The 26,116-nt window shown below is 68.8% G+C and carries 21 protein-coding genes; 9 read left to right on the top strand and 12 right to left on the bottom strand.

All coding sequences use genetic code 11. The annotated features are described in order from the left end of the window. Positions 1-21 precede the first annotated feature (21 nt). Both AC5RWU_RS11200 and AC5RWU_RS11195 read right to left on the bottom strand, forming a co-directional pair. Positions 22-1,359, bottom strand: a complete 1,338-nt coding sequence (locus AC5RWU_RS11200; protein WP_494030944.1) for an MFS transporter — start codon at positions 1,357-1,359, stop codon at positions 22-24. Between the two features lie 123 nt (positions 1,360-1,482). After that, positions 1,483-2,604 carry an alcohol dehydrogenase catalytic domain-containing protein gene (locus AC5RWU_RS11195; RefSeq protein WP_494030943.1) on the bottom strand — a complete coding sequence of 374 codons (1,122 nt, stop codon included), beginning with the start codon at positions 2,602-2,604 and terminating at the stop codon, positions 1,483-1,485. 184 nt (positions 2,605-2,788) lie between these two features. On the opposite strand from AC5RWU_RS11195, the gene AC5RWU_RS11190 reads away from it, so the two are divergent. Then, positions 2,789-3,754 carry a sugar-binding transcriptional regulator gene (locus AC5RWU_RS11190; RefSeq protein WP_494030942.1) on the top strand — a complete coding sequence of 322 codons (966 nt, stop codon included), beginning with the start codon at positions 2,789-2,791 and terminating at the stop codon, positions 3,752-3,754. A gap of 8 nt (positions 3,755-3,762) precedes the next feature. Here the strand turns inward: AC5RWU_RS11190 and AC5RWU_RS11185 are convergent, their stop codons facing one another. Together AC5RWU_RS11185 and AC5RWU_RS11180 are read right to left on the bottom strand one after the other, a co-directional pair. Further along, complete coding sequence (locus AC5RWU_RS11185) at positions 3,763-5,256, bottom strand: FGGY-family carbohydrate kinase (protein ID WP_494030941.1); 1,494 nt, start codon at positions 5,254-5,256, stop codon at positions 3,763-3,765. Then, complete coding sequence (locus AC5RWU_RS11180) at positions 5,253-6,365, bottom strand: TatD family hydrolase (RefSeq protein WP_494030940.1); 1,113 nt, start codon at positions 6,363-6,365, stop codon at positions 5,253-5,255. Before AC5RWU_RS11180 ends, AC5RWU_RS11185 begins: the two co-directional genes overlap by 4 nt. 188 nt (positions 6,366-6,553) lie before the next feature. Between AC5RWU_RS11180 and AC5RWU_RS11175 the strand changes: the two genes are divergently transcribed. The 4 genes from AC5RWU_RS11175 to AC5RWU_RS11160 are packed head-to-tail and all read left to right on the top strand — an operon-like array spanning position 6,554 to position 11,956. Then, positions 6,554-7,564, top strand: a complete 1,011-nt coding sequence (locus tag AC5RWU_RS11175; protein WP_494030939.1) for an AAA family ATPase — start codon at positions 6,554-6,556, stop codon at positions 7,562-7,564. A 29-nt stretch (positions 7,565-7,593) separates the two neighbouring features. Next, positions 7,594-9,000: a DUF58 domain-containing protein gene (locus tag AC5RWU_RS11170; RefSeq protein ID WP_494030938.1), complete on the top strand. Its 1,407-nt coding sequence runs from the start codon at positions 7,594-7,596 to the stop codon at positions 8,998-9,000. Then, complete coding sequence (locus AC5RWU_RS11165; protein WP_494030937.1) at positions 8,997-11,444, top strand: transglutaminase TgpA family protein; 2,448 nt, start codon at positions 8,997-8,999, stop codon at positions 11,442-11,444. The genes AC5RWU_RS11170 and AC5RWU_RS11165 overlap by 4 nt, the downstream gene beginning before the upstream one ends. 23 nt (positions 11,445-11,467) lie before the next feature. Further along, positions 11,468-11,956, top strand: a complete 489-nt coding sequence (locus AC5RWU_RS11160) for a DUF3817 domain-containing protein (RefSeq protein ID WP_494030936.1) — start codon at positions 11,468-11,470, stop codon at positions 11,954-11,956. 267 nt (positions 11,957-12,223) lie between these two features. On the opposite strand, the gene AC5RWU_RS11155 is transcribed toward AC5RWU_RS11160, so the two are convergent. Further along, a complete protein-coding gene (locus AC5RWU_RS11155) occupies positions 12,224-13,711 on the bottom strand; it encodes an NAD-dependent succinate-semialdehyde dehydrogenase (protein ID WP_494030935.1) in 1,488 nt (495 codons plus the stop codon). A 167-nt stretch (positions 13,712-13,878) separates the two neighbouring features. Then, positions 13,879-14,718 (bottom strand): 16S rRNA (cytidine(1402)-2'-O)-methyltransferase, encoded by an 840-nt coding sequence (gene rsmI / locus AC5RWU_RS11150; RefSeq protein ID WP_494030979.1) that lies wholly within the window; start codon positions 14,716-14,718, stop codon positions 13,879-13,881. A gap of 138 nt (positions 14,719-14,856) precedes the next feature. Between rsmI and AC5RWU_RS11145 the strand changes: the two genes are divergently transcribed. Together AC5RWU_RS11145 and AC5RWU_RS11140 are read left to right on the top strand one after the other, a co-directional pair. Continuing rightward, positions 14,857-16,539: a dolichyl-phosphate-mannose--protein mannosyltransferase gene (locus AC5RWU_RS11145; protein ID WP_494030934.1), complete on the top strand. Its 1,683-nt coding sequence runs from the start codon at positions 14,857-14,859 to the stop codon at positions 16,537-16,539. Positions 16,540-16,624: 85 nt separating this feature from the next. Further along, positions 16,625-18,481: an AMP-dependent synthetase/ligase gene (locus tag AC5RWU_RS11140; RefSeq protein WP_494030933.1), complete on the top strand. Its 1,857-nt coding sequence runs from the start codon at positions 16,625-16,627 to the stop codon at positions 18,479-18,481. Here the strand turns inward: AC5RWU_RS11140 and AC5RWU_RS11135 are convergent. Together AC5RWU_RS11135 and AC5RWU_RS11130 are read right to left on the bottom strand one after the other, a co-directional pair. Next, on the bottom strand, positions 18,469-19,935 hold the full coding sequence (locus tag AC5RWU_RS11135; RefSeq protein ID WP_494030932.1) for a DUF1461 domain-containing protein: 1,467 nt from the start codon (positions 19,933-19,935) through the stop codon (positions 18,469-18,471). The two genes, AC5RWU_RS11140 and AC5RWU_RS11135, sit on opposite strands and share 13 nt — an antisense overlap. A gap of 163 nt (positions 19,936-20,098) precedes the next feature. Then, positions 20,099-21,091 carry a stage II sporulation protein M gene (locus tag AC5RWU_RS11130; RefSeq protein ID WP_494030931.1) on the bottom strand — a complete coding sequence of 331 codons (993 nt, stop codon included), beginning with the start codon at positions 21,089-21,091 and terminating at the stop codon, positions 20,099-20,101. An 18-nt stretch (positions 21,092-21,109) separates the two neighbouring features. Here AC5RWU_RS11130 and AC5RWU_RS11125 point away from each other — a divergent pair, with 18 nt between their 5' ends. Further along, positions 21,110-21,913 (top strand): RDD family protein, encoded by an 804-nt coding sequence (locus AC5RWU_RS11125; RefSeq protein ID WP_494030930.1) that lies wholly within the window; start codon positions 21,110-21,112, stop codon positions 21,911-21,913. Positions 21,914-21,943: 30 nt separating this feature from the next. Here the strand turns inward: AC5RWU_RS11125 and AC5RWU_RS11120 are convergent, their stop codons facing one another. The 4 genes from AC5RWU_RS11120 to AC5RWU_RS11105 all read right to left on the bottom strand — a co-directional run bounded on the left by AC5RWU_RS11120 (position 21,944) and on the right by AC5RWU_RS11105 (position 25,478). Then, a complete protein-coding gene (locus AC5RWU_RS11120) occupies positions 21,944-23,179 on the bottom strand; it encodes a L,D-transpeptidase (protein WP_494030929.1) in 1,236 nt (411 codons plus the stop codon). Positions 23,180-23,330: 151 nt separating this feature from the next. Beyond that, positions 23,331-24,818 carry an adenosylhomocysteinase gene (ahcY, locus tag AC5RWU_RS11115; protein ID WP_494030928.1) on the bottom strand — a complete coding sequence of 496 codons (1,488 nt, stop codon included), beginning with the start codon at positions 24,816-24,818 and terminating at the stop codon, positions 23,331-23,333. A 42-nt stretch (positions 24,819-24,860) separates the two neighbouring features. Beyond that, positions 24,861-25,073, bottom strand: a complete 213-nt coding sequence (locus AC5RWU_RS11110) for a Trm112 family protein (protein WP_494030927.1) — start codon at positions 25,071-25,073, stop codon at positions 24,861-24,863. 18 nt (positions 25,074-25,091) lie between these two features. Then, positions 25,092-25,478 carry a DUF3499 domain-containing protein gene (locus AC5RWU_RS11105; RefSeq protein ID WP_494030926.1) on the bottom strand — a complete coding sequence of 129 codons (387 nt, stop codon included), beginning with the start codon at positions 25,476-25,478 and terminating at the stop codon, positions 25,092-25,094. A gap of 109 nt (positions 25,479-25,587) precedes the next feature. Between AC5RWU_RS11105 and AC5RWU_RS11100 the strand changes: the two genes are divergently transcribed. Beyond that, the gene (locus AC5RWU_RS11100; protein WP_494030925.1) at positions 25,588-26,109 is read left to right on the top strand and encodes a metallopeptidase family protein; all 522 of its coding nucleotides are present in this window, start codon (positions 25,588-25,590) and stop codon (positions 26,107-26,109) included. The last annotated feature ends 7 nt before the right edge of the window (positions 26,110-26,116 follow it).

The raw sequence follows: 26,116 nt of genomic DNA, 5'->3' as shown, positions 1-26,116 counted from the left end.
GGGCTGGGATTGAGAAGGGTGTTACTTGGTGGCGGGGGCCGCCGCCGCGGTCTCGGCCGCGGCGTGGGCACCGCGGCCTTGGTCGACGTTCAGGCGGGAGACCATGAGGAACGCCGCGGCGTAGAGGACGACGAAGGCCCAGACGACGCCGGCGTTGCCGCCCCACGGCAGGACGACTGCCACGACCGCGGAGCCGAGGAAGGCCGCGCCGCCGGCAGCGGTGGTGTACATGGCCATGGCCGCACCCTTGTGGTCGGGGGCCAGGGCCGGCATGACAGCGCCCATCGGGACGAAGCCGGCCAGCGAAATGCCGAAGAGCATGCCTGCGGCGCAGGAGAGGGCGAAGCCCCAGTCGGAGCCCGGCTCAACCCAGTGCGGGACGTACCACCAGGCCAGCAGGAACAGGGCGGAGGCGACGACGCCGAACCACTTCACGGTGCGGGTCCAGCCCCACTTGTCGCCGATGGCACCGAAGACCGCGTTGAACGCCACGTTGGAGGCGTAGACCAGCACGGTCATGGTCAGCCACTGGCTCTGGGACCAGCCCAGCTCGCCGGCAATGACCCCGGGCAGGATGATGAACATGCCGAATTCCGGCGCAGTGTTGATGATGCGGACCAAAAAGCCCATCAGGACCTTGCGGTTGGTGCCCAGCAGGCGGACGCCGGAGGTCAGGACGCGGGCGGAGGATTCGCCGGCGGGGACCAGGCGGCCCCGGCCGCGGGGTTCCCTGACGCCGAAGCGGGCGATCAGGAAGCCGGCGGCCACCAGCAGCATGGACGCCCACATGGTGTTGGACTCACCGATATGTCCGCCGCCGAAGGCCGGAATGGCGAATACGGCGAAGAGGGAGCCGAGGGTCGGCAGGCCGCCGGTGAACATCACGTAGAACCAGCCGACGGCGGTGCCGTTGCGCTTGCGGGGCACGACGGCATTGATCCAGACCAGGAACGCGAAGGCGAAGAGCGGGTAGCCGAAGCCGCGCAGGAAGTAGGTGATGAAGACGCCGGGAGTGGAACCGGCCTGCAGTGCCAGGAGGAAGAGCACCTCGAAGACCATCCACACACCGAAGCCCAGCGCCATGACCTTGCGGGGACCCCAGAGATCGGACAGCGCGCCGGAAAGGTAGGAGCCGACCAGCACGGACACGCCGTACATGGTGATGATGTTGGCGACGACGGCGGTGGTGCTGCCCAGCGCCTCGGCCATGTGCGGGGAGATGAAGTTGGACTCGACGCCGTTGCCGGTCATGAAAACGAGGACGCCGAGGAAGCCCCAGCGCAGGGAGTGCGGGATGCCGATGCGGTCCAGCCAGGTTTCCTTGGCTTCGACCTGCCGATCGAGGGTTGCAGTCGTCATTGCTTTAAACGCCTTTGTTCGGTCGTGCAGTATGTGGTGCTGGGAGCTCTGTACCGGTCCTGATAGGTACGGTGCCTGCCGCGGCGGGGCCGCCGTCGACGGCCCCGCCGGAAAGCGGCGCGGTTACGCGCCGGGGAGGATGGAGACCTTCACGGACGCGCCGGCGGTGTCGCCGACCATGTCCAGCGCGGCCTGGAAGTCCTTGAGTTCGAACTGGTTGGTGCAGATCTCGTCCAGCGGCAGGATGCCGGACTCGATCATCTTGATGGCGGCCGGCCAGCAGTGCGGGCCCAGGTGCGCGCCGCGCACGTCCAGTTCCTTGTCGTCGCTGATGATGGACCAGTCGACGGAGACGTCGGAGCCGAAGACGGAGTATTCGACGTAGGTGCCCAGCTTGCGCAGCAGGTTCAGGCCCTGGCCGACGGCCGAGGGGTGGCCGGTGCCTTCGAGGTAGACGTCCGCGCCGTAGCCGTCCGTCATGTCCTTGACGAGCTGGACGGCGTCTTCCCTGCCCACATTGATGACGACGTCGGCACCGCACTTGGCGGCCAGCGCCAGCTTGTCGTCGGACATGTCCAGGGCGACGACCTTCAGGGGGCTCTTCGCCTTGGCGCCGGCGATCATGCCCAGGCCGATCGGTCCGCAGCCGGCGACCACGACGACGTCGTTGAACTGGATGTTGGCGCGCTCCACCGCGTGCAGGGAGCAGGACAGCGGCTCGGCGAACGCGGCATGCTGCGGGGCCAGATCCTTGGAGACCTTGTGCGGGAGGGCCTTCTTGGGCACCACCAGGTACTCGGCCATGGCGCCGTTGTAGTTGCGGAAGCCGAACATGTCATGCGGGCCGCACATCCAGTACTGGCCGCGGATGCAGTAGCGGCACTCGCCGCAGGGGACGATCTGCTCGCAGGCCACGCGGTCGCCGACGGCCACACCGTGGTGCGTGAGGGCTTCCTCGTCCGCCTGAACAATCGTTCCAACGAACTCGTGGCCGGGAGTGACTTCCGCCTGGGCCCAGGCCGGACGGTTCTCGTCGCCCCAGAACTTGGGGGCGCCGTGGTAGCACTTGAGGTCGCTGGCACAGACGCCGACGGCCTCCACCTTCATCAGCATCTCGCCCGGGCCGGGAACCGGCACCGGCACTTCCTCAAGCGTGTAGTTCTCCGGGCCGTGGCAGATCACTGCCTGCATGGTGTCGGGAAGGCCGGCAGCGGTTGCGGCTGCCTCGGCGAGGGTGGAAGACACTGGATCCCTCCTTGGATCATGTGAGCTGAGTCAATGCGTCAAGTGTGCGTGAGGGCGTGAACAAATGTCAAGAACAAAATTTCAAGAGACCGCCAAACGTGAAATTTTGTTCACGAGTGACATGGATCTCCGGTAGACTCGTGCCAGATCCAATGACGCACACATCCCAGAAGGGGGCCGAGCGATGAGCGAAGCAGCACTCTTGACCGCGGGCTCCGCCAGCAAATTTCCGCTCGACACGCTCTATGAAGCGGCCCGGATGTACTACCTGGAGGACGCGAACCAGGTCCAGATTGCCGAGGCCATGAAGGTCTCCCGCCCCACAGTCAGCCGGCTGCTGGCGGAGGCCCGCCGCATCGGCATCGTGCGGATCGAGGTCGTCAACCCGGCACAGGCCGGCTCCGGCACGCTGGCCGCCGAGCTCGCGGCAGCCCTCGGGCTCGAGAAGGTCTACCTGGCCGACGGCGACCAGTCCGGCCGGCTCCGGATGGGCCTAGCGCCGCTGGTCACCGCGGCGCTGAATGACATGCAGCTGGCCCCGGGCGACGTGCTGCTGGCATCCTCCGGCCGCACCATCTACGAACTGAGCCAGGCCTCCCTCCCCCGGCTGTCCGGCGTCGTCATCACGCCGACGGTGGGCGGGCAGACCGAGCCGGAACCCTGGTACCAGACCAACGAAATCGCCCGCGCCATGGCCGAGCGTACGGGAGCCCACCCGGCTTTCCTGTGGACCGAGGCGCTGCCGTCGCAGGAAATGTTCGAGCTGCTGCAGCGCGACCCGGCGTTCCAGCGGATCCGGCGGCTGTGGCAGTCCGCCAAGGGCGCCCTGCTGGGTATTGGCGCTCCCCCGACCACCCGCGGCTCGATCTCCCGCTTTATTCCGACGAACGACGATTCGCTGCTGCGGGCCGTGGGAGATATCTGCCTGAACTTCTTCGACATCGACGGCAAGGACGTCCACTTCCCGGGCAGCGAGCGCATGGTCAACACATCCTTGGAGGTGCTGCAGGCGATTCCGTTCACCGTGGGCGTGGCCGTAGGCACCGAGAAGGCCGGCAGCATCCGCGCCGGCGCCAAGGCCGGTTACTTCCGGCGCCTGGTCACCGATGCGCGCACGGCCTCCGCCGTCCTGGAGCAGGCGCAGGCCTAGCCGCTGAGTCAGCGCCGCTGCTGGAGCCGGGCCAGGGTATGCATGTGCTCCCGGTTGTCCGGGTACAGCTGCGTGTAGGTGTCGTACAGTTCGCCGTAGACTTCCGCCCGGGCAGGGTCGGGTTCGACGACGGCGGCCGTCCGGGTCCAGTCCGTCTCCGGCGGCACGGCTCCGGAACCGATCGCGGCCATCAGGGCATCCCCGTAGCTGGCGCCAATGGTCTGCTCGGGCACAATCTGCTCCCGGCCCAGAATGTCGCTGGCGATCTGGGTCCACAACGTCGCCCGGGTACCCCCGCCGACGGCGACGAGGCGCTGGATCGGTTCCCCCGCCGTCGTCAGGAAGTCCACGATCTGCCGGATGCCGAAGCAGATGCCCTCATAGGTAGCCCTGAAGATATGGGCGCGGTTGTGCCGCAGGCTCAGGCCGGTGACCAGGCCGCGGGCATCGGGGTCGAAAATAGGAGTGCGCTCGCCCGCGAAGTAGGGCAGGACCAGCAGGCCGTCGGAACCGGGCGGCACCTGTTCGGCTTCGGCCAGCAGCTGGCCCAGCGGCACGTCGCCGAAGAGCCGCTGCATCCAGGTCACCAGGCTGCCGGTGGTGGACATACCGGCTGCATAGGTCAGCGAGTCCGGCTCGATCCCGGCGGTGGTCCAGAGTTTGGGGTGGGTGCGGGCCTCGCCGAGCACCTGGACAAAGAACATCGTGGACCCGTACATCAGCATCAGGTCCCCGGGCTGGCGCACCCCGGCGCTGAAGGCCTCCGCCCAGGCGTCCACGGTGCCGGCGCAGACGGGAACACCGGCCGGGATGCCGGTGAATTCCGATGCCGCGGCGGTCACGTGGCCGACCACCTCCGCGGACCAGGCCAGCCGGGGCATCGGCAGGTGCTCCGCGACGGCGGCCCAGCGCTCCGGATTCCACGCCCGGCGGTGCAGGTCGTAGAGCGGGTCGCACTGGCTGGCGGTGTGGTGGTCCAGCACGTACTCGCCGGTGAGCTTGGCGACGATATAGGAGCTGAGGCCGAACCAGTACTTGGCCTTGGCGAAGACCTCCGGTTCGTGGTTCCGGATCCAGCGCAGCTTGGGACCGACGGCTTGGGAGGAGAGGGCCTTGCCGCAGTCCTGGAAGATCTGCTCGGCGCCGAATTCCGCGTTCAGGTCATGGATTTCCCGGCCGGCGCGGGTATCGATCCCGTACAGGATGGCCGGGCGCAGCGGGGTGAAGTCGCCGTCCGTCACCACCAGGGAGGGCCCCATGCCGCTGACGCAGACCCCGGCCAGGCCGTGGGTGCTGTGCCGGGCGAAGAGCTGGCCGCACAGGTCCCGGATCTCGGCCCACCAGGTTCCCTCGGCGTCGAATTCCGCCTGGCCCGGCTGGGGCAGCGAGACCTGGTGGCTCACGGACGCGGTATCGATGATGCGGCCGTCGGCCGTGGTCAGGACTGCCTTGCTGCTGCCGGTCCCGATGTCGATCCCCAGGAACATGCTTTCGCTGCTCACGCTGCTGCCCAGCTGCCGTAGGCCCGCTCCGTGTTCGCCGCCAGCTGCAGGCAGAGCTTCTCCAGGTCCGCGTCCAGCACCTCGGCCATGGCCCGCACCGTGTACGGCACCATGTAGCTGGCGTTGGGCCGGCCGCGGTACGGGTGCGGGGTCAGGAACGGCGAGTCCGTCTCCACCATCACCAGCTCCGGGTGCGCCACCGTCAGCGCCTCGCGCAGGTTGGCCGCGTTCTTGAAGGTCATGGTGCCGGCGAAGGACATGTACCAGCCGTGCTCATTGCAGATCCGGGCCAGCCCGGCGTCGCCGGAGAAGCAGTGGAAGACCACCCGCTCCGGCGCCTCCTCCTCGCCCAGGACACGGACGACGTCGTCATGGGCATCCCGGTCGTGGATCTGCAGGGTCAGGTCCAGCCGCTTGGCAATGTCGATGTGGCGCCGGAACGAGTACTGCTGCTGCCCCACCCCGTCGGGCCCGGTGCGGAAATAGTCCAGCCCGGTCTCACCGACGGCGCGCACCCGGGGGTGTGCGGCGAGCGCCTCGATCTCGGCCAGCGCATCCTCGAGCGTGCCGTCCGCGGCCAGCGGCGGAGCATCGTTGGGGTGGATGGCGACGGCCCCGAGCAGCCGCGGATCCAGGTCCAGCGCGGCGACGGTGAAGCGGGAGGATTCGACATCGCAGCCCACCTGCACGGCGCCCCTGACCCCCACGGCCTCCGCCGCGTCCAGCGCATCCCTGACCTCGACCTCCACCAGGCCGTCGCGGAAATCCAGGTGCGTGTGGTTGTCCATCACCGGCACCGGCAGCGGCTCCGGAGCGGGCGGGTATTCGAGGTTGCGGCGCCGGCCGCCCTCGTCCTTCTTGCTGCGCTTGGGCTCCGCGCCGGCGGCTGTGCCCTTGCCGTCCGTGGCCGAGCCGTGCTTGCCCGGGGCGCTGTCCGCGGGCCGGTGCGGGTCCGGTACCGGATGCAGATCCGGTCCGCTCCCACGGGACGCGTCCCCCTGGGACGCGCCGCCGGCGGGAGGTACGACGCCGGTGCTGGCGCCGTCGTACGCTTCGCTGCGGTATGCGGGCGGAGTCTGGCCGGCGACGATCGCGTGGTTGCTGCACATGCTTCCAGCCTATGGCGTGCCCGGCGGGCCGGACGAACCGGAGAAATAAATCGCCCAGGCACTGGCGGAACTGTCCGGCATTGGGAAAAGTTGAAGTAGTAACGTACGGGTCACGACCCGCAGCCTGCCGCCGGACATCCCGGCGGAATGTACTGATTGGGAGCGTGCGCATGGAGGCCCAGAACCGGATGGCATTTTCGGCAGTTCCGGCCGTCGAGGACCGTGCCACCGCGCTGGACAGCGTCCCGGGCGAGCTCTCCTTCGACGAATTCCACCGCGCCAGCGCCGCCATCCTGCAGGCCATCAACACCGTGATCGACGGCAAGGCGGACGCCGCCCGGCTGGCGCTGACGGTGCTGCTGGCGCAGGGCCACCTGCTGCTGGAGGACGTGCCTGGCGTCGGCAAGACCATGCTGGCCAAGACGCTGGCGCGCACCATCGCCTGTTCGGTCAGCCGCATCCAGTTCACCCCGGACCTGCTGCCCTCGGACGTCACCGGCGTCTCCATCTACAACCAGGATTCGCACCACTTTGAATTCCGCCGCGGGCCGGTGTTCGCGAACATCGTGATCGGGGACGAGATCAACCGCGCCTCCGCCAAGACCCAGTCCGCGCTGCTGGAGTGCATGGAGGAGCACCAGGTCACGGTGGACGGCGGGACGTACCCGCTGGCGCAGCCGTTCATGGTGGTGGCCACGCAGAATCCGATCGAGATGGAAGGCACCTACCCCTTGCCGGAGGCCCAGCGGGACCGCTTCATGGCCCGGATTTCCATGGGCTACCCGGATGCCCGCTCGGAGATGGACATGCTGGAGTCCCACCAGTCCGTCTCGCCGCTGGACCGGATCCAGGCCGTCGTCGGCGTTGACGAGGTCCGGGCGATGGTGGCCCAGGTGCGGGACGTCTATGTCTCCCCGGCGGTGAAGGAATACATCGTGGCGATCGGCCGTGCCACCCGGGAGCATCCGCACCTGCGGCTGGGCGCCAGCCCGCGCGCAATGCTGCAGCTGCTGCGCGCTGCCAAGGCCTGCGCCGCGCTGGACGGCCGGGACTTCGTGCTGCCGGACGACATTGCCGCCGTCGCCGAGGCCGTGCTGGCGCACCGGCTCATCCTGGACCGCAAGGCCGCGAGCGCGGGCGAGAACCCGTCCAGCGTGGTGGCCAATGTGCTGTCCCAGGTCCCCGTGGGCCGGCAGTAGCGGCCCCCGCCGGAACACCGGAGCCCACAATGTCGCCGCTGGAGAAACTCCCCGCCCGCATCCTCACCGTCCGCGGATGGGCCTTCATCCTGACCGGGGTGCTGGTGCTGTTCCTGGCGCAGGTGCTCGGCCGGCGGGACCTGCTGTACCTGGCGGTGTTCCTGGCCGCGCTGCCGCTGGTCGCCGCGCTGCTGCTGGTCTGGCTCAAGCCCCGCTTCACCGTGACGCGCCGCTTCCGACCGGCGGCCATCGAAACGGGGTCGACGACGACGGTCCGCCTGGCGCTGACCCCGCTGGGCATCTCCCCCGGCCGGGTGACCATGCGCGAGCAGCTGCCGGCCCGCTTCGGTGACGCGCCTGCCTTCCGCTTCCCGTCCAGCCACCCCACTCGCGGCGGCACCAGCGTGTACGAGTACCGGCTCCGGTCCAACCAGCGCGGGCTCTACAGCATCGGGCCTGTCACGGCGGAATTCACCGATCCCTTCGGCCTGGGCCGGCACGAACACGCCCTGGGCCAGCCGGAGCAGCTGGTGGTCACGCCCGCGCCGGTCGAACTGGCGCCGACCACGCTCACCGGTGCGCGCGGCCTGGACGGCACCAGCGCCACCCGCCGCCAGGCCAACCCCAGCGACGACGACGTGACGACCCGCGAGTACCGGCACGGGGATCCGCTGCGCCGCGTGCACTGGGCCGCCACCGCGCGGGTCGGCTCACTCATGGTCCGCCAGGAGGACTCCGTCACCACCCCGCAGGCCACGATCATCATGGACCAGCGCGAACGCAGCTATACCTCCGCCTTCCAGGCCGTCTTCGGCCAGGAGAACGACGACGGCGGCTCGGCCCTGGTCTCGACGCCCGCCTTCGAGTGGGCGGTCACCGCTGCGGTCTCCGCGGCGGCGCACCTGCTGGAGCGCAGCTACGCGCTGCGTTTCCTGGACGAATACGCGGCCCCGGCGCTGCGCCGGTCCGTCTCCGCCCCGTGGCCGGAGGACGAGGAATTCCACGGCCTGACCGGGCTGCAGAGCCTGGCTGAGGGCCTGGCCGCGCTGGAGCTGGCGCCGGACAAGGGAAAACATGCGCCTGCCTCCGCCGCCCGACCGCACCACCACCGGGGCCGACCGGCACACGAGCCGTTCGGAGACAAGATGGTGGACAAGCTGGCGGCGCACAAACTGCGCGGCCCGCTGATCGCCATCCTCGGCGAGCTCTCCCGCGACGAGGCGAAGACGCTGGCCCTGGCCGCCGAATTCGGCTCGCATGCCTTCGCGATGCTGGTGGTGGAGAACCCGCACGAGGCCCGCCCGGTGTTGGACCTCCTCCGCTCCGGCGGCTGGCGGGCGGTGGCCGTGACGCACCGCGAGCCGCTGGCCGCCGCGTGGGCGCTGTTCGACGCGCCGGTCAGCATGAGCTCCTCGACCGCGAAGACCATCCTATGAGCACGGCCCTGTCCCGCCCGTTCCACGGCCACTGGCTGCTGGCGTCCGCTGTGGGCCTGGCCGTTGCCTTCAGCAGCCTGAGCCTCAACGGAGTCCTGGAAGGCTGGGACTGGCTTGCCGACGTCGTACTGACCATTGCTGCGGTGCTGGCGGCGACGTCCGCCGCCCGCTCCCTGCGCGCGCCCGACTGGCTGGTGCCGGTCGCCGGCCTGCTGGCGCTGGCCGGGATCCTGACCTTCCGGTTCTTCCCCGGCGCCAACCTGCTGGGCTTCATCCCCACCAGCGGAACGCTGGACCTGCTGCCGCTGTACCTGGGGACCGCGCGGGACACGGTGGTCAGCCAGGTGGCGCCCGTGCTGCCGAACGCGGGCATCATGCTGGTCATGTGCGCCGGGATCGGGCTCATCACGGTGCTGATGGAGACCATGGTGGCCACCCTGCAGATGCCCGCAAGCGCGGGGCTGGGGCTGATCGCGGTGCTGGTGACGCCGGCGATCGTCAAGCCGCGGAGCATCGGCATCGGCGGTTTCCTCGCCGCCGCCGTGGGCTACCTGCTCATTCTCGGCGTTGCGCAGTGGCTGCAGTCGCGCGGCCCGGCCGGTGGGCCGGCGGACGGCCCGGCGGGTGGGCCGGCGGACGGCCCGGCGGGTGGCTCAGCGGCCGAAACCAGCGCTGCCCGCAGCCGTGCCTCCGCCATCCAGCTGGCGCGCGGACTGGCTGTCGGGGCAGCCGGCCTGGCCGTGGCCCTGCTGGTGCCGCTGGCCGTCCCCGGCTTCAACTCCGGTCTCTTCCCGCAGGGCGCCCGGCTGAATGTCTGGGGTCCGGCCAGCGGTCTGAATCCGGTCATCACCCTCGGCAATGACCTGCGCAGCCCGGGCACCTTCGGCCGGATGACCTATGCCACGGACGCCGACCGTCCCATCTACCTCCGCTCCACCACGCTCGAGGACTTCTCCGGCCGGCGCTGGGACCCGGACCAGCGGCTGGACACCCGGATCCTCGGCCTGGGCCAGCTGGGCGGCGACGCGCTGCGGGATCTGGAACAGGAGGGCACCACCGCGCTGACCCGCATCAGCACGGGCACCTTCACCAGCCCGTGGCTGCCGGCACCGTACGCACCCACCGTGGTGTTCGGCATCGACGGAGCGTGGAGCTGGGACCCCCTGACCCTGAGCATGCTCTCCGCCGACGGCGGCACCACCGCGGACAAGACGTATTTTGTCCGCTCCGTCATGCCGGACCTGACCCGGGAGGAACTGAGCCAGGTCGGCCCGCTCCGCGGCGGCAGCGTCGACGACCGGTTCCTGCTCCTGCCGGACGAGATGCCCAGCCTGGTCGAGGAAACGGCCGAGACCTTGGTCAGCGGCATCGAGAGCCCGTACGAGCAGGCCATGGCCATCCAGAACTACCTGCGCGGCGTGGACTTCAGCTACTCCGAGGAAGCCCCCGTGGACGGCGGGTACGACGGCAGCGGCATCGAGGTGGTGGGCCGGTTCCTCGAGGAGAAATCCGGATACTGCATCCACTATGCGTCCGCGATGGCGGTGCTGGCCCGGATGGCCAATATCCCCAGCCGGATGGCCATCGGCTACGCGCAGGGCCGGTCCACGGGCGGGGTTGTGATCGGTCCGGGCGGCGAGGAGCTGCGCGAGTTCGAGGTGGATTCCCGGGACGCCCATGCCTGGCCCGAACTTTATTTCCAGGGCATCGGCTGGGTGCCGTTCGAGCCCACCCCGTCGCGCGGAGTGGTGCCCGAGTATGCGCTGAATAACCTGTCCGGCGGCCCTAATCCCAATGCGGACGACGGCCCGCTCAACCCGTCCCAGGCCACGGCTGCGCCCACGCCCGGGTCCGCGCCCGGCGCGCACGAGTCCGGTGCAGACGGGACCGCGGAACGTTCGACCGGCCAGTACGCGCTGCTGACCGCCGGTGCCCTGGTGCTGCTGCTGGCGGTGGTCCTGTCGCCGTGGCTGCTCCGCTCCGCACGGGCACGACGGCGGCGGGCGGCTTTGCTGAACGCCGAACCTGCTGCTGCACCGGAGATGGCGCGGACCGCGTGGGGCGAAGCGACGGATCTGACTGCCGACTTCGGCTACCCGGCGGATCCAGCCGAGACCCCGCGGGCCTTCACCCGGCGGCTGCGGGCCGAGGCGCCGCTGGACGGTCCCGGCGGCGAGGCACTCGAACGCCTGCAGACCGCCTTCGAGCGTGCCGAGTACGCGGCACCGGTGACGGTAGGCACCGGTGCCGCCGCCGTCGGGCAGGCCCCGCTTACGCTTGCCGAGGACGGCGCCAACGGCCACCATCCGCCGGGCCGCAGCCTGGCCGCCGACCTTCAGTCGCTGCGGCGGTCCCTTTCTTCGGCAAGTGGCTGGGGCCAGCGGCTGCGCGCAGTCTTCCTGCCGGCGTCGCTCTGGAGCGGCGGCCAGCGACGGCCGGAGTAAACACCGCACGGTATCGTGGTCAGGTGCCCGCAACTCAAACCAAGACCTCAGTTCCGCCCCGCACCCTGTACCGGACCACCGCGCTGGCGGAGGCCATCACCTGGACGCTCCTGCTCATTGGACTGGTCCTGAAGTACGGCACGCAGACCACCGATGTCGGCGTCCGCATCGCCGGCGGGCTGCACGGCTTCGTCTTCCTCTGCTACGTCGTGGCCACCTGCTTCACCTGGATCAACCAGAAATGGCCCGCCCGGACCGGGCTGCTGGCCGTGGTTTCAGCGGTCATCCCCTACGCGACGATTCCCGTGGAGAAGTCGCTGGACCGCAAGGGCCTGCTGGCAGGTCCCTGGCGGCTGGCTGCCGGCGGCGAGCAACCGCGGGGTGTGCTGGAGCGGGCCCAGGCCTGGGTGCTGCGCAATCCCGTGCTGGCCGTCGTGGTTGTGCTGGTCGGCGTCGCGGCCGTCTTTTCGCTACTGCTTTTCCTGGGTCCGCCCGGCACCTGGTTTGCCTAAGACCTGATTCACCTGGAGCTTCCCCGTTTAGCGTCCGCGCCGAGAAACCCTGATCTCCCCGCCCCCCCAAGCACCGGGAACCACACCCAAACGGGACTCCCGCTGTTCCGGCCCCAATGATTCGAGCATGTGTTCTACTCTGCAGCGGCTTACAGAACAACAAGGCCTGGGATAAACCAGAAAAAGCGGCCGGCTCCGACCGAGCGAGCCGTTTCTGTTCAGGTGAGGCCCGGCTGCCCGGGATGGGACGCCGGGAGACTGTGCGTACTACGCCAGGTCTGCGTACGGGTCGGCGATGCCGATGTACTGGGTGTCCAGGTATTCCTCGATGCCCTCGATGCCGCCCTCGCGGCCCAGGCCGGACTGCTTGACGCCGCCGAACGGTGCGGCGGCGTTGGAGATGACGCCGGCGTTCAGGCCCATCATGCCGGACTCGATCCGCTCGCCCATCCGCAGGCCGCGGTTCAGGTCCTTCGTGAAGACGTAGGAGACCAGGCCGTACTCGGTGTTGTTGGCCAGGGCGACGGCCTCGTCCTCGGTCCTGAACGTCGTGATCGGGGCGACCGGGCCGAAGATCTCCTCCTGCAGGATCGGTGAATCCGGGGCCACGTTCCGCAGGACGGTCGGCTGGTAGAAGTAGCCGGGTCCCTCAACGGGTGCGCCGCCGATGACGGCCTCGGCCCCGGCGGAAATGGCGCTGCTGACCAGCGAGTGGACCTTGTCCCGGCTCTTTGCGTCGATCAGCGGGCCCACCTTGGTGGCATCCTCGGTGCCGCGGCCCACGGTCATCTCCCCCATCTTCTCCGCGAACTTCCGGGAGAACTCCGCGGCGATGGATTCGTGCACAATAAAGCGGTTAGCCGCTGTGCAGGCCTCGCCCATATTCCGCAGCTTGGCCGCCATGGCGCCGGCGACGGCGGCATCCAGGTCGGCGTCCTCGAAGACGACGAACGGCGCATTGCCGCCCAGCTCCATCGAGGTCCGCAGCACCATGTCAGCCGAATCCTTGATGAGCTGGCGACCCACCGGCGTCGAACCCGTGAAGGAGAGCTTGCGCAGGCGGGAGTCCTTGATCAGCGGACCGGTAACCTCGCCGGCCGTAGAGGTCTGGACAACGTTGAGCACGCCGGCAGGCAGTCCGGACTCCTCGAGGACCTTCGCGAACAGCAGGGAGGTCAGCGGGGTGAGGTTGGCAGGCTTAAGCACCATGGTGCAGCCGGCGGCGATGGCCGGGGCGATCTTGCGGGTGGCCATGGCCAGCGGGAAGTTCCACGGGGTGATGAGCAGGCAGGGGCCGACCGGCTTCTTGGTCACCAGCAGGCGGGATTTGCCGTCGGGCGCCACTGCGTAGCGGCCGAACGCGCGGACGGCTTCCTCGGAGAACCAGCGCAGGAATTCGGCGCCGTAGGTGACCTCACCGCGCGCTTCGGGCAGCGGCTTGCCCATCTCCAGGGTCATCAGCAGGGCGAAGTCCTCGGCACGGGCGGTGACCGCCTCAAAGGCGCGGCGCAGGATTTCGCCGCGTTCGCGCGGGGGCGTCTTGGCCCAGTCCGCCTGGGCTGCCGCTGCGGCATCCAGGGCGGCCTTGCCGTCCTCCGGCTGCGCGTCGGCGATGGACAGGAGGACTTCGCCGGTGGCCGGGTCCTCGACGTCGAACATCGCGCCGCCGGCGGCCGGGCGCCACTTGCCGCCGATGAACAGTTCTGTGGGTACTGAGGCGAGCAGTTCGCTTACGCGTGCATCGGAAACGGCCATGGGAGCCTCCTGGTTCAGTGGTTTTCGTCAGAGAAATCCGTTCAGGCCTGTCGCCTGACTGCTCCCAACGTAACCCCGGCCATCAGGGGTGTCCATCACGGAATGCACTATAGCCCGGAAGGGTTGCTGTGCTCCTGCACAGGCATTCTCTCCCGGGTGAAACCGGTCTACCGCGCGGCGAGGACGGCCGCGTAGAGTTCGCGCTTGCTGATCCGGGCGTCCTCGGCCACTGTGGCCACCGCGTCCTTGAGCCGGGCACCGTTGGCCACCAGGTCGTTGACCTCCGCCACGTGGTCCTCCGGCTGCTCGGCCGCCGCTTCTTCGGCACCGGCCACGACGACGGCGATCTCCCCGCGGATCTGGGACGTCTCCGCCCATTCGAGCAGCTCGTGCAGGTTTCCGCGCAGCACTTCCTCATGCAGCTTGGTCAGTTCCCGGCAAACAGCCGCGCGCCGGGCCGGGCCGAAACCCTGGTGCAGTGCGCGGAGCATGGCTTCCAGCCGGTGCGGTGCCTCGAAAAACACCATCGTGCGACGTTCGGTGGCCAACTCGTGCAGCCGGGCGGTGCGCTCGCCGGCCTTGCGCGGCAGGAATCCCTCGAAACAGAACCGGTCCGTCGGCAGGCCGGACAGCGCCAGCGCGGTCAGCACCGCGGACGGTCCGGGTACCGCGGTCACAGTCAGCCCGCCCGCGACCGCAGCCTCCACCAGCCGGAAGCCCGGGTCTGAGATTGCGGGCATGCCGGCGTCGGTCACCATCAGCAGCGTCGCGCCGCCGCGCACCAGCTCCAGCAGCTCGGCAGTGCGGCCGGCCTCATTGTGCTCGTGGTAGCTGATGACCCGACCGGGCGCCGTCAGCTGCAGCGCGTTCAGGAGCTTGTGCAGCCGGCGGGTGTCCTCCGCGGCGATGACGTCCGCCGTCGTCAGCAGTTCGATCAGCCGGGCCGATGCGTCTCCGATGTTCCCGATCGGCGTGGCTGCCAGGACAATCTGCCCGCCGCTGGGCACCGGGGCAGGGGAAACCGAGCCGTCGGAGCGTAAGGCCTCCGTGCCTAAGCTGGCAGAGCGCTGCTGATCATCCACCGTTCAAGCCTACTCCGCCGGCCATCTCATGAAGCGAGGGTTCCGTCACTGGCCGCAGGTACCATGGATCGAGTGAGCCGGACTGCCCTTGAACGCCCGTCGGAGCAGCGCCCTGCCGGGCCGCCTCCGACCGGTCCGCGGCGTCCCTATAAATGGCTGCAGTCCCCGCACGAGGCCTTCACCGAGGCCGCCCTCCGCGCCCGCTTGGTCGGGCCGCCGGTGGATCTGAGGCTCTGGGGCTGGCTGCTGCCGCTGCTGACCGCCGTCATCGGCGGCATCGTCCGCTTTGTGAACCTGGACCATCCGCACCAGCTGGTGTTCGACGAAACGTACTACGTCAAGGACGCCTACTCCTACCTGCAGAGCGGCTACGAGCGGCAGTGGCCGGAGAACGCCAACGATTCGTTCAATGCCGGCAATCCAGACATCCTCCTCGACGAGCCCGAATATGTGGTCCATCCGCCGGTGGGCAAGTGGATGATCGCCTTCGGCATGGCCCTGTTCGGCGCGGAGAGCAGCTTCGGCTGGCGCTTCTCCGCCGCCCTGACGGGCACGCTCTCGATCCTGCTGATCGCGCTGATCGCGCAGAAGCTGTTCACGTCGCCGGCCCTGGGCGCCGCTGCCGGGCTGCTCACCGCCGTCGACGGCCACCATCTGGTGCACTCGCGCACCTCGCTGCTGGACATCTTCCTGATGTTCTGGGTGGTGGCCGCCTTCGGTGCGCTGCTGCTGGACCGCGATGACGGACGACGACGGCTGGCGGCACGGCTGGCAGCCCAGGCCGCTGCCAATCCGGCGGCGGGAACGCCGACGCCGCGCCAGCTGAACTTCGGCCCGTGGCTGGGCCTGCGGCCGTGGCGGCTCGTGGCCGGGATCTGCCTGGGCCTGGCGATGGGGACCAAGTGGTCGGCGCTGGCGTTCGTCGCCGTGTTCGGCCTGATGACGGTGCTCTGGGACATGAATGCGCGGCGGATCGCCGGCATCCGCAACTGGGGCTCCGGCGGCATCCTGCTGGACGGTGTGCTGGCCTTCGTGTGGATGGTGCCGGTCGCGGCGGCCACCTACCTGGCCAGCTGGACCGGCTGGCTGCTGTCCAGCGGTGCGTATAACCGGCAGTGGGCCCGGGACAATCCCTCGGACACCTGGGGCTGGCTGCCGGATTCCCTCCGCTCGCTGGCGGACTACCATCTCAGCGCCTACACCTTCCACAGCGGCCTCAGCTCCGAGCACCCGTACAAGTCCAGCCCGTGGACGTGGCTGTTCATGGGCCGGCCCACCTCCTTCTACTACGAGACCCCGGCGCAGGGTTCGCCGGGCTGCGAGGTGGAACGTTGCTCCGCGGCCATCCTTTCGGTGGGCAATCCGCTGATCTGGTGGACTGCCGCCGCGGCACTGCTGGTGCTGCTGTTCTTCTGGCTGGGTCGCCGGGACTGGCGGGCCGGGGCCATCCTGGCCGGGATCGCCGCCGGCTACCTGCCGTGGTTCATGTATCCGGAGCGCACCACGTTCTTCTTCTACGCGATCACCTTCGAGCCCTTCCTGATCCTGGCGCTGACCTACGGACTGGGACTGGTGCTGGGCAGCCGGGAGGATCCGCGATGGCGGCGCAAGCAGGGCATCCTGCTGGTGGGCATCTTCCTGGCGGCGGCGGTGCTGATGGCCGCATTTTTTGCGCCGGTCTGGCTTGGCGAGACGATCAGTTACAACGAATGGCGGCTGCGCATGTGGATGCCCAGCTGGATTTGACCGCGTGGAGCCGGATCGGCACGGGTGGACGCAGCAGGACCGGCCTAGTAAACAGGACGTAGAACACACAGAAAGCGAGGCCGCGGTGCGGGAATCGTCCACGGATCTACTGATAGACCTGCCCTCCGACACGAACGTCACGGACCTGTTGATCGCGCAGTACCGCAAGGACCCCAACCGCCCGCTCTACGCCGTCAAGCAGGACGGCCGCTGGCTGGATATCACCACCCGCAGCGTGCTCGGCTCGGTACGGGAGCTGGCCAAGGGCCTCATGGCGCAGGGCCTCCGGCCCGGGGACACCGTGGCGGTGATGTCCAAGACCCGCTACGAATGGACACTCGCCGACTTCGCCATCTGGTTCGCCGGCGCCGTGACCGTGCCCATCTACGAAACATCCTCCGCCCACCAGGTCGAATGGATCCTGCAGGACTCGGGCGCCCGCGTGGTGCTGGTGGAGGACGAGTCCAAGGCCGCCGTCGTCCGCGCCGGCGCCGCTGCCGCCGGCATCGAGGTGCAGCTCTGGCACATGAGGTACGACGGCGGCGGGCCGGCTTCCGCCGGAACAGCCGGGGACCTCACCGGCGGGAACTTCACCGCTTTGGCGGCCTCCGGCGCAGGAATCGCCGATGACGACCTGGAGACCGCCCGCAATTCCCGCCGCCTGGCCGACGTCGCCTCGCTGGTCTACACCTCCGGCACCACCGGACGGCCCAAGGGCTGTGAGATCACCCACGCGAACTTCGCGCTGGTGGCGGTGAACGTGACGGAGTTCCTCGCCGAGCTGCTGCTGGCCCCCAACGCACGCAGCCTGATGTTCCTGCCGCTGGCGCACGTGCTGGCCCGCGCCGTCCAGGTCATCTGCATGGCCGCCGGCGTCAAGATGGGCCACACCGCCAATGCGGCCGAACTGCTCGAGGACCTCGGCACCTACCAGCCGACCTTCCTGCTGGCCGTTCCGCGCATCTTCGAAAAAATCTTTGCCGGCGCCCAGCAGAAGGCCCAGGCCGGGGGCAAGGCCAAGCTCTTCGACGCCGCCGTGGACACCGCGGTCAGCTACTCCCGGGCGCTGGATGCCCGCAACCGCGGGACCGGACGCGGACCCGGCCCCATCCTGCAGGCCAAGCGGGCGCTGTTCAACAAGCTGCTCTATCCCAAGCTGCGGGCGGTCTTCGGCGGCGAACTGGACTACGCCGTCTCCGGCGCCAGCGGGCTCAGCCCGCACCTGGCGCACTTCTTCCGCGGCGCCGGTATCAACGTCCTGCAGGGCTACGGCCTCACCGAAACCACGGCCCCCGCTTCGGTGGAGACCCCGAACCTGGTCCATGTGGGCAGCGTCGGCATCCCGGTTCCGGGAACCGCCATCCGGATCGAGGACGACGGCGAGGTGCTGATCAAGGGCATCGGCGTGTTCGCCGGCTACCACAACAATCCTCAGGCCAACGAGACTGCCTTCACCGACGGCTTCTTCCACACCGGGGACCTGGGCGAGCTGGACGAGGACGGTTTCCTGACGATCACCGGCCGCAAGAAGGACCTGCTGGTCACGGCCAGCGGCAAGAATGTCGCGCCGGAGCCGCTCGAAGAGAAGGTGCGCGAGCATCCCCTGGTCAGCCAGGCCGTCGTCGTCGGCGAAGGCCGGCCCTTCGTCTCGGCGCTGGTGACGCTGGACAGCGAGGCGCTGGCTTCCTGGGCCTCCGCGCAGCAGCTGCCGGCCCTCAGCCCGTCAGAGGCGTGCACCGACGCCCGGATCCTCGGCGAGCTGCAGCAGGCCATTGACGGGGCGAATGCCACCGTGTCCCGCGCCGAGCAGATCCGCAAATTCGTGGTGCTGGAGCGGGACTTCACGCTCGAGTCCGGCCATATGACTCCGACGCTCAAGCTCAAGCGCAATGTGGTGCTCGAGGATTTCGCCGCCGACGTGGAGAAGCTCTACGTCAAGTAGCGCTCCCGGGCCGCGCGCTGCGCTTCCATCGAACGGCGGCGGCGCTCCCGGGTGGGCCAGGTGAAGACCAGGGTGGTGACGGCTGTCATCAGCACCAGGGCACCGACGGCGATCCCCGCATCCATCCAGAACTGCGGCGGGAAGAGCCGGATCAGCGTGTCGCTGAAGCGGAAGCTCCACGTGCCTTCGGCGAAGAACACATTGTGCAGGGCGGTGAAGAAGACGTCCCAGGCCAGCAGTGCGACGGCGGCCAGGGCACCGATCAGCACGATCGTCGCTACCGACCCGGCGAAGAGCCCGCGCCGGATGCCGCCCTTGTACTTCCGGGCCAGGTAGACCGCCGCGATGATGCTGAAGACCAGCATCACGGTTGCCGCGACGAAGGACAGGGCCAGGACCCATTTCACGTCCTGCATGTGGCTGACCTCGGTGGGCAGGAACAGGTTGTCACCCTCGGCATTGACCACCTCGCCCAGATAGCGGGGCCCGGCCCAGTTCATGATGTAATCCAGGGCGTAGGAACCGTACGTCATCCGGTCGTCGATGCTGAAGCCGTAGGTGTCCACCGGGAAGCCGGGCCGGTGGTACTCGATCCACAGGAACAGCGGCGTGGTCAGCAGCCGGATGGCCCCGGCGACGAGCATGAACGGGAAGAAGACCGCCAGCAGGGTCTGCAGGATACGGCCGGCCAGCGGCTTGGCGCTGACTGCCTCCTCCCGCTCCGCCACCCGGCGGATGACCTCTTCCTCCGGCGGACGGATCGACAGCTCGGTTGTCTGCGGTGCCGGGTCCGCGCCGGCGCCGGCTGCCCGGCGGGGAGACGGGGCCGCGCGATCGGAGTCGGCTGAAGCGTCCGGGGCGGGCACCGCAGCGGAGGCTGCTACCGGCAGGCTCGCCGTCCCGGTTCCCGTTTCGGTTCCGGTCCCGGCTTCGGCGGTGCGGCCGGCCTCGGGTGTGGTGGTGTCCTCGTAACGCTTCAGGTCGGCCGGCATGGTGCCGGCCTTGCGCATGGGCAGGTTGTGCCGCTGGCGGATGGTGGCGGGGACGGCAGGAGCCGTTTCCGTGGCATCCTCCGTGAGGGCAGCCGGTTCCGGGGCAGCCTGTTCCGGTGCAACGTCCTTCGGCGCCTCCGGTCCCGGGACCTGCGGCTTCGCAGCCCTCGGTTCCAGGAACTCGGGCAGCGGGGCCCCGGCTCCGGACGCGCCGGCCCTGTCCTCGGCAAGCGGGAAGACCGCCGTGACCGGGACGTCGGCGGTCTGCGGTGTCACCGCCGCAGCACCTGCCGCAGCCTCCAGCTGCGCAAGCGCCGGATCATCCGCCGCGCCGGCTACCAGCGTCGCAGCGCTGAGCGGAGCGGTCCGGCCCTGGACCGCGGTCCGGTCCCGGTCGTCCGGCGCCGGTTCCGCCTCCTGGCGTCCCGGTACCTGCCTGGGGGCTTCTTCTTCGCGTGCCACTAATGCCTCTTTCGTGACGGTCGGAACGGACGAGTGCGGGCATGGACCGGCCCGCGCCGGTACTGCTTAGTTCGAGATTACCGGCCGGTGCGGGCCGAAACGTGCTGCCACCCCGTCCGGCGCCGCGATGATTCGAAAGACGCACCAACCAGCGGCACGCCGGTCAGGCCGTACGGATCCGGTCCCCGGCATCGGTGACATTCAGATCGCCGCGGTGACCGGCGTCGTACGCTTTTTTGCCCAGCAGCAACGTGTACACCCAGTACGCCGCGAACACCAGGAAACCGATCGCCAGCCGCAGCCACGCCGGCAGCGGACTCGGCGTCACGAACCCCTCCACCAGGCCGGAAACGAACAGCACCAGCACCAGGCCCAGCGCCACGGTCATCAGCGACCGTCCCTCCTCGGCCAGCGCGGTCAGCCGCGGCCGCGGCCCGGGGGCCACCCACGCCCAGAAGATCCGCAGGCCCGCGGCTGCCGCAATGAAGATCGAGGTCAGCTCCATGAACCCGTGCGGCAGGATGTAAATGAAGAACGTGTCCAGCTCGTCGAACGCCGCCATCAGGCCGCCGGCCATACCCACGCCCTGCGCATTCTGGTACAGCACCACCGGGACCCAAAGCCCGGTGATCCCGAACGCCACGCACTGCACGGCGATCCAGGCGTTGTTGGTCCAGACCGCACCGGCGAAGGAGGCGGCCGGGTTCTCCGAGTAATAGTCCACGAAGTCGGCCTCGACATACTGCCGGATCTGGGCATCGCTGCCCATGGCATTGACGACCTCCGGGGTCCCGGCCACCCAGGCGCCGAACAGCCAGGCGACGCCCACGAACAGCACGCCGATGGCCGCGGTCAACCAGCGCAGCCGGTAGAACGCAGCCGGCAGCGAATGGACGAAGAACACCGCAACGTCCTCCATGAAATTGGAGCGGGCGCCGGTGAACTTGGTCCGCGCCCGCGACAGGCGGGTGGACAACGACGCCGACAGGGCGCCTTCCGGAGCAATGGACCGGATCATCGACAGATGGGTGGAAGTCCGCTGGTAAAGGACGAGCAGTTCGTCCGCTTCCTCGCCGCTCAGCATCGGTTTTGCGGCCAGCTGGTCCAGGCGGTCCCAGTCCGCTTTGTGCACGGCGCTGAAGGCATCGATATCCACGCCTCTAGACTAGTTCACATGAGTTCCATCGTGACCGGCGAGGCCGTGGTCCTGGAGTTGCGCCCGGCAAGCTTTGCGGCGCGTGCCGTCAGCTGCATGATCGACGTGGCCGTCCAGATCGTGCTGGTGGTCGGTTTGGTCTGGGCCTTCGCGGCGGCGCTGGGCGAAGCCATCGATCCTGCCGCCGGGCGGGCGCTGCTGATCGCGCTGCTGGTCATGGTCCTGGTGGCGCTGCCGGTGACGGTGGAAACGCTCACCCGGGGCAAGTCGCTGGGCCGGATGGTCATGGGCCTGCGGATCGTGCGCGACGACGGCGGCGCCATCCGATTCCGGCACGCCTTCATCCGCGCGATAGTGGCGGTCCTGGAGATCTACATCCTCGCCGGATCGCTGGCGTTCATGGTCTCGATCTTCAACGAACGGTCCAAGCGGCTGGGCGATATCCTGGCCGGGACCTATTCCATGCGGGAGCGCGTGGTGGCGCAGCCGCCGCTGCTGGTGCAGGCGCCGCCGGCGCTTAAGCCGTGGGTGCAGCTGGCGGACATTGGACGGCTGCCGGATTCACTGGCGCGGCGCATGTCCCAGTACCTGGCGCAGGCGGGCCGGATGACCCCGCAGTCCCGCGCCGCGCTGGGCGCGGAGCTGGCTACCGAAGCGTCGGCCCACGTGGCACCTCCGCCGCCCTACGGGACGACGCCGGACCAGTTCCTGGCGGCTGTGATTGCGGAGCGGCGGGACCGGGAATTCCGCCGCATGACCGCCCAGCGCGAACGCGGCCAGCACATCAGCGAGCGCCTGCACCGCCTGCCGTTCGGGCAGTAGGCGCGCCGCCTGCCGAGGTGCGGACCGGGCTCAGGCCGCGGGCGGAGCGGCGACCTCCGGCCACGGGATGTTCCAGTCGCCGTAGCCGTCCCAGTGCCACGGGTAGTCGTAGCCGGTGTTGAGGACCTGGACCACATCGCCGGGATCGAAGGTGTCCATGAAGTACTTGGCGCCTTCCGGGGACATGCCGATGCAGCCGTGGGAGACGTTGACCTTGCCCAGCAGCGGCTGCGCGGAGGGCAGCGCCTGGTGGACAAACACGCCGCTGCTGGTCAGCCGGCTGGCGTTGGCCGCGTCGAAGGGCTCGTAGTAGGCCGGATCGCCGGGCTTCAGGCCCAGGCTCTCGGCCCGGAACGGAATGCTCTCATGCTGGCTCATGACCACGTGGTAGCCGATGGTGGAGGGCCATTCCTCGTTGCCCAGGGTGACCGGGAAGGTTCGGGTCAGCTGCCCGTCGATGTACACGTTCATGGTCTTGGTGTTGTTGTCCACCACGGCCAGGCGGGTGTTGTGGATGTTGAAGGCCACGGTCTTGTCGAAATTGCCGATCATGCCGTTGCCGAAGTCCACCCCGAAGAGCTTCATGTCCACGGTCACCGTCTGGTTCGGGGTCCAGAAGGCCTCCGGCCGGTAGCGGGCCATGGTGTCGCTGTGCCAGTACCAGGCGCCGGTCTGCCCGGCGGAGGAGGTCACGGTGATGGCCTGTTCGACGGCGGCCTTGTTGACCACCGGCTCGCTGAAGTTCAGCTCGATCGGCTGGCCGGTGCCGACGCTGGCGCCCTCGTTCGGATACATCGCCGCATCCGCTTCGAACGGGGCGGTCACGGTGTGGAAGGTCTGCGTCTTCTGGACATCCTTGCCGATGCTGTTCTCAACGGTGTAGCGGAACGTGTATTCGGTGTTGAAAGCCAGCCGCCCGGTGGCGGTCCAGACCGTGTCCTGCTCGCTGAGCACGCCGGGCACCTCGTCGCCGCCGGCGGTCGGGGCCAGCTGCACGGACTTGAGCGTGCCATTGGTAATCCGGAGGGTGGGAACCGTAATGGGGTTCACTTCGACGGCGCCATCCGTGGGGGTGGCGCCGAACGTGATCTCCTTGGCCACCGGCTCGGATACTGCCGACGACGTCTCAGTAGTGGGCGCCGGGGCGCCGAAATCGGCCCAGCTGGCAGCGGTGACGACGCCGATGCCGCCGCCAAGGACCAGCACGCCAGCGGCCGCCCACGCGGCGATCTTCCAGCCCTTGCGTTTCCCCTTGGACTCCGTCATGTGCTGCAAACCGCGTATCCCCTTGGCGTGTAAAAGTAAAGGCCTTGGACAATTTTAGTCCACGAAGCCCCCTCCCACTGGGAAGCAGAGGGGCGAGTCACGGACTGCCCGGGACGCCGCGGGCGGCGGTCAGCAGTTCAGCAGCAGCGGCTCAGTACCGGTAGTGGTCCGGCTTGTACGGGCCGGCCACCTCCACGTCCAGGTACTCCGCCTGGGACTTGGTCAGCTCGGTCAGCTCCACGCCCAACGCATCCAGGTGCAGGCGGGCGACCTTCTCATCCAGGATCTTCGGCAGCACGTAGACCTGCTTGGCGTATTCCAGGTTGCCCTCGGCGTCCTGCCTGCCGGCCTTGGTGAACAGCTCGATCTGTGCGATGGTCTGGTTGGCGAAGGAGTTGCTCATCACGAAGGACGGGTGGCCGGTGGCGTTGCCCAGGTTCAGCAGGCGGCCCTCGGAGAGGACGATGACGGAGTGCTCGGGCCGGCCTTCCGCCGCCGGGAACACCCATTCGTGCACCTGCGGCTTGATCTCCACCTTCTTCACGCCCGGGACCCGGGCCAGGCCGGCCATGTCGAGTTCGTTGTCGAAGTGGCCGATGTTGCCCACGATTGCCTTGTCCTTCATGGCCTCCATGTGGCGGGCCATGATGACGTCCTTGTTGCCGGTGGTGGTGATGAAGATATCGCCCTGGTCCAGCACGGATTCCAGCTTCGCCACCTGGTAGCCGTCCATGGCCGCCTGCAGCGCGCAGATCGGGTCGATCTCCGTCACGATCACGCGGGAGCCCTGGCCGCGCAGCGCCTCCGCAGCGCCCTTGCCGACGTCGCCGTAACCGCAGACGACGGCGACCTTGCCGCCCATGAGCACGTCCGTCGCCCGGTTGATGCCGTCCGGCAGCGAGTGGCGGATGCCGTACTTGTTGTCGAACTTGGATTTGGTCACCGAGTCGTTGACGTTGATGGCGGGGAAGAGCAAGGTGCCCTGGTCCGCCAGCTGGTACAGGCGGTGCACGCCGGTGGTCGTCTCCTCGGTGACGCCGAGGATGCCGGAGGCAATGTTGGTCCAGCGCTGCGGGTCCTCCGCCAGGCTCCTGCGCAGCAGGTCCAGGATGATGGTGTATTCGTGCGAGTAGTCCGGATCCCCCTCGGCCGGGTTGGCCGGGACGGCGCCGGCGGCTTCGAACTCGACCCCCTTGTGCACCAGCAGGGTGGCATCGCCGCCGTCGTCCAGGATCATGTTCGGGCCGCCGGAGCCGGCCGGCCAGTTCAGGATCTGGAAGGCGGTCCACCAGTACTCGTCGAGCGTCTCGTTCTTCCAGGCGAACACCGGAACACCGGCCGGCTCCTCCGGCGTGCCGCTGCCGACGACGACGGCGGCCGCCGCCTCATCCTGGGTCGAGAAAATGTTGCAGGAGGCCCAGCGGACCTCGGCGCCCAGCGCCACCAGGGTTTCGATCAGCACGGCAGTCTGCACGGTCATGTGCAAAGAGCCGGCGATGCGCGCCCCCTTCAGCGGCTGCGAGGGGCCGAACTCCCGGCGCAGGGACATCAGGCCGGGCATCTCGTGCTCAGCCAGGCGGATCTGGTGCCGGCCCGCCTCGTGGAGGGAAAGATCGGCTACTTTGAAGTCGAAAGTCATCTGGAAAATCCTCTTGGTGGAGCGGCAGGTTACGTGGAAGCGTCAGGAGGCGCCGGCGTCGTTCCCGGCTTCGCCGGCACCCGGGCTGGCCTGCCCCGGAAGCAGCACCGGGATGTCTTCGTCCAATGCGTAGCGCAGCCGGCGCCCGGAGGCATCCTTGCCGACGGACACCAGTTCATCGCCTTCCTGCACCAGCGCTGTGCCGGTGACCGGGCAGCGCAGGACGGCGAGGATTTTGGCGGAGAGCTTAGTCATAGTCAGTAAGCCTATCGCCTACCGCTGTTCGCGCAGCACACGCAAATGGCTGCGGCGCTGGCCGGCGGCGTCGGCCGGCGGCTCGAGCGGTCCCCGGGCGGCACGCGGAGCAGGGCTCTCCTCCGCTTCCGGCTCGACGGCGGCATCCCGGACCGCATCCGCCAGGGCCAGCAGGTCATCCGGACCCGGACCGGCCGGCTGGGCGGGCAGGGCCAGCCGGACCACTTCCCAGCCGCGCGGAACGGTCAGGCGTTCGGCATGCTCGGCGCACAGGTCATAGGAGTGCGGCTCGGCGTACAGCGCAAGCGGACCCAGGACAGCGGTCGAATCCGCATAGACATACGTCAGGGTCGCCACTGCGGAATGTGGACAAGCTGACCGAGAACAATGACGTAGAGATCCCACGAGAGACGACAATACTCCCGTTTGGGCGCCAATTCCTGTAGCCACACGGGGAAGTAAGGAATGAGTAATCCGGACTTGCACCGGCACCCAATAGGTCTAAAGTCGATATATGCAGGACGGATCGTCGCTCTCAATCCGGTTGACCGGACCCGCCGGGCCGGCGCAGGGAGCATCTGGAGAACAGGCATCCGGCACACGCGGAAGCGGATTCTTCCGGCGCCGCAGGAACCGGCACGGCCGCGGCCTGCGCGGTGAACTGATTCCCGTCACACTGCCCGGCTCCCGGACGCGGACCGAACGCTTCGACGACTGGGTGATGGAATCGGCCGACCGCCTTCAGCAGTTCTGGGGCGAGCGGATCGACGCGCTGCAGTTCATGGTGCAGGAGATCCCCGAGGACCTGGAGAAGCTGGTGGCCACCCGGGGCCCCATCCCCTTGGGGTCCTGCGCGCCGGCGGCGGTGGGCCGGCCGGGCACCATCACCGTCTACCGGCATCCGATCGAGATGGCCGCCCGCGGCTACGTACCGGCCAACGAGCTGGTCCATGACGTCATCGTCGAACAGGCCGCCGAGCTGCTGGGCATGTCCCCCGAAGCGGTGGATCCGGGCTACGGCCGCTCGCAGCTGTAGGTCCCAG

Source organism: Arthrobacter sp. B0427-1-12 (genome assembly GCF_059092905.1).
Note: the sequence above shows the minus strand (reverse complement) of the source record. Positions and strands in the feature narration are given on the sequence as shown.

What these genes read in the sequence shown, in the direction of transcription:
- AC5RWU_RS11200 (WP_494030944.1), bottom strand. Translation starts at nt 1,359, where the DNA reads ATGACGACTGCAACCCTCGATCGGCAGGTCGAAGCCAAGGAAACCTGG.
- AC5RWU_RS11190 (WP_494030942.1), top strand. Translation starts at nt 2,789, where the DNA reads ATGAGCGAAGCAGCACTCTTGACCGCGGGCTCCGCCAGCAAATTTCCG.
- AC5RWU_RS11180 (WP_494030940.1), bottom strand. Translation starts at nt 6,365, where the DNA reads ATGTGCAGCAACCACGCGATCGTCGCCGGCCAGACTCCGCCCGCATAC.
- AC5RWU_RS11175 (WP_494030939.1), top strand. Translation starts at nt 6,554, where the DNA reads ATGGCATTTTCGGCAGTTCCGGCCGTCGAGGACCGTGCCACCGCGCTG.
- AC5RWU_RS11170 (WP_494030938.1), top strand. Translation starts at nt 7,594, where the DNA reads ATGTCGCCGCTGGAGAAACTCCCCGCCCGCATCCTCACCGTCCGCGGA.
- AC5RWU_RS11165 (WP_494030937.1), top strand. Translation starts at nt 8,997, where the DNA reads ATGAGCACGGCCCTGTCCCGCCCGTTCCACGGCCACTGGCTGCTGGCG.
- AC5RWU_RS11155 (WP_494030935.1), bottom strand. Translation starts at nt 13,711, where the DNA reads ATGGCCGTTTCCGATGCACGCGTAAGCGAACTGCTCGCCTCAGTACCC.
- AC5RWU_RS11145 (WP_494030934.1), top strand. Translation starts at nt 14,857, where the DNA reads ATGGATCGAGTGAGCCGGACTGCCCTTGAACGCCCGTCGGAGCAGCGC.
- AC5RWU_RS11125 (WP_494030930.1), top strand. Translation starts at nt 21,110, where the DNA reads ATGAGTTCCATCGTGACCGGCGAGGCCGTGGTCCTGGAGTTGCGCCCG.
- AC5RWU_RS11120 (WP_494030929.1), bottom strand. Translation starts at nt 23,179, where the DNA reads ATGACGGAGTCCAAGGGGAAACGCAAGGGCTGGAAGATCGCCGCGTGG.
- ahcY (WP_494030928.1), bottom strand. Translation starts at nt 24,818, where the DNA reads ATGACTTTCGACTTCAAAGTAGCCGATCTTTCCCTCCACGAGGCGGGC.
- AC5RWU_RS11110 (WP_494030927.1), bottom strand. Translation starts at nt 25,073, where the DNA reads ATGACTAAGCTCTCCGCCAAAATCCTCGCCGTCCTGCGCTGCCCGGTC.
- AC5RWU_RS11100 (WP_494030925.1), top strand. Translation starts at nt 25,588, where the DNA reads ATGCAGGACGGATCGTCGCTCTCAATCCGGTTGACCGGACCCGCCGGG.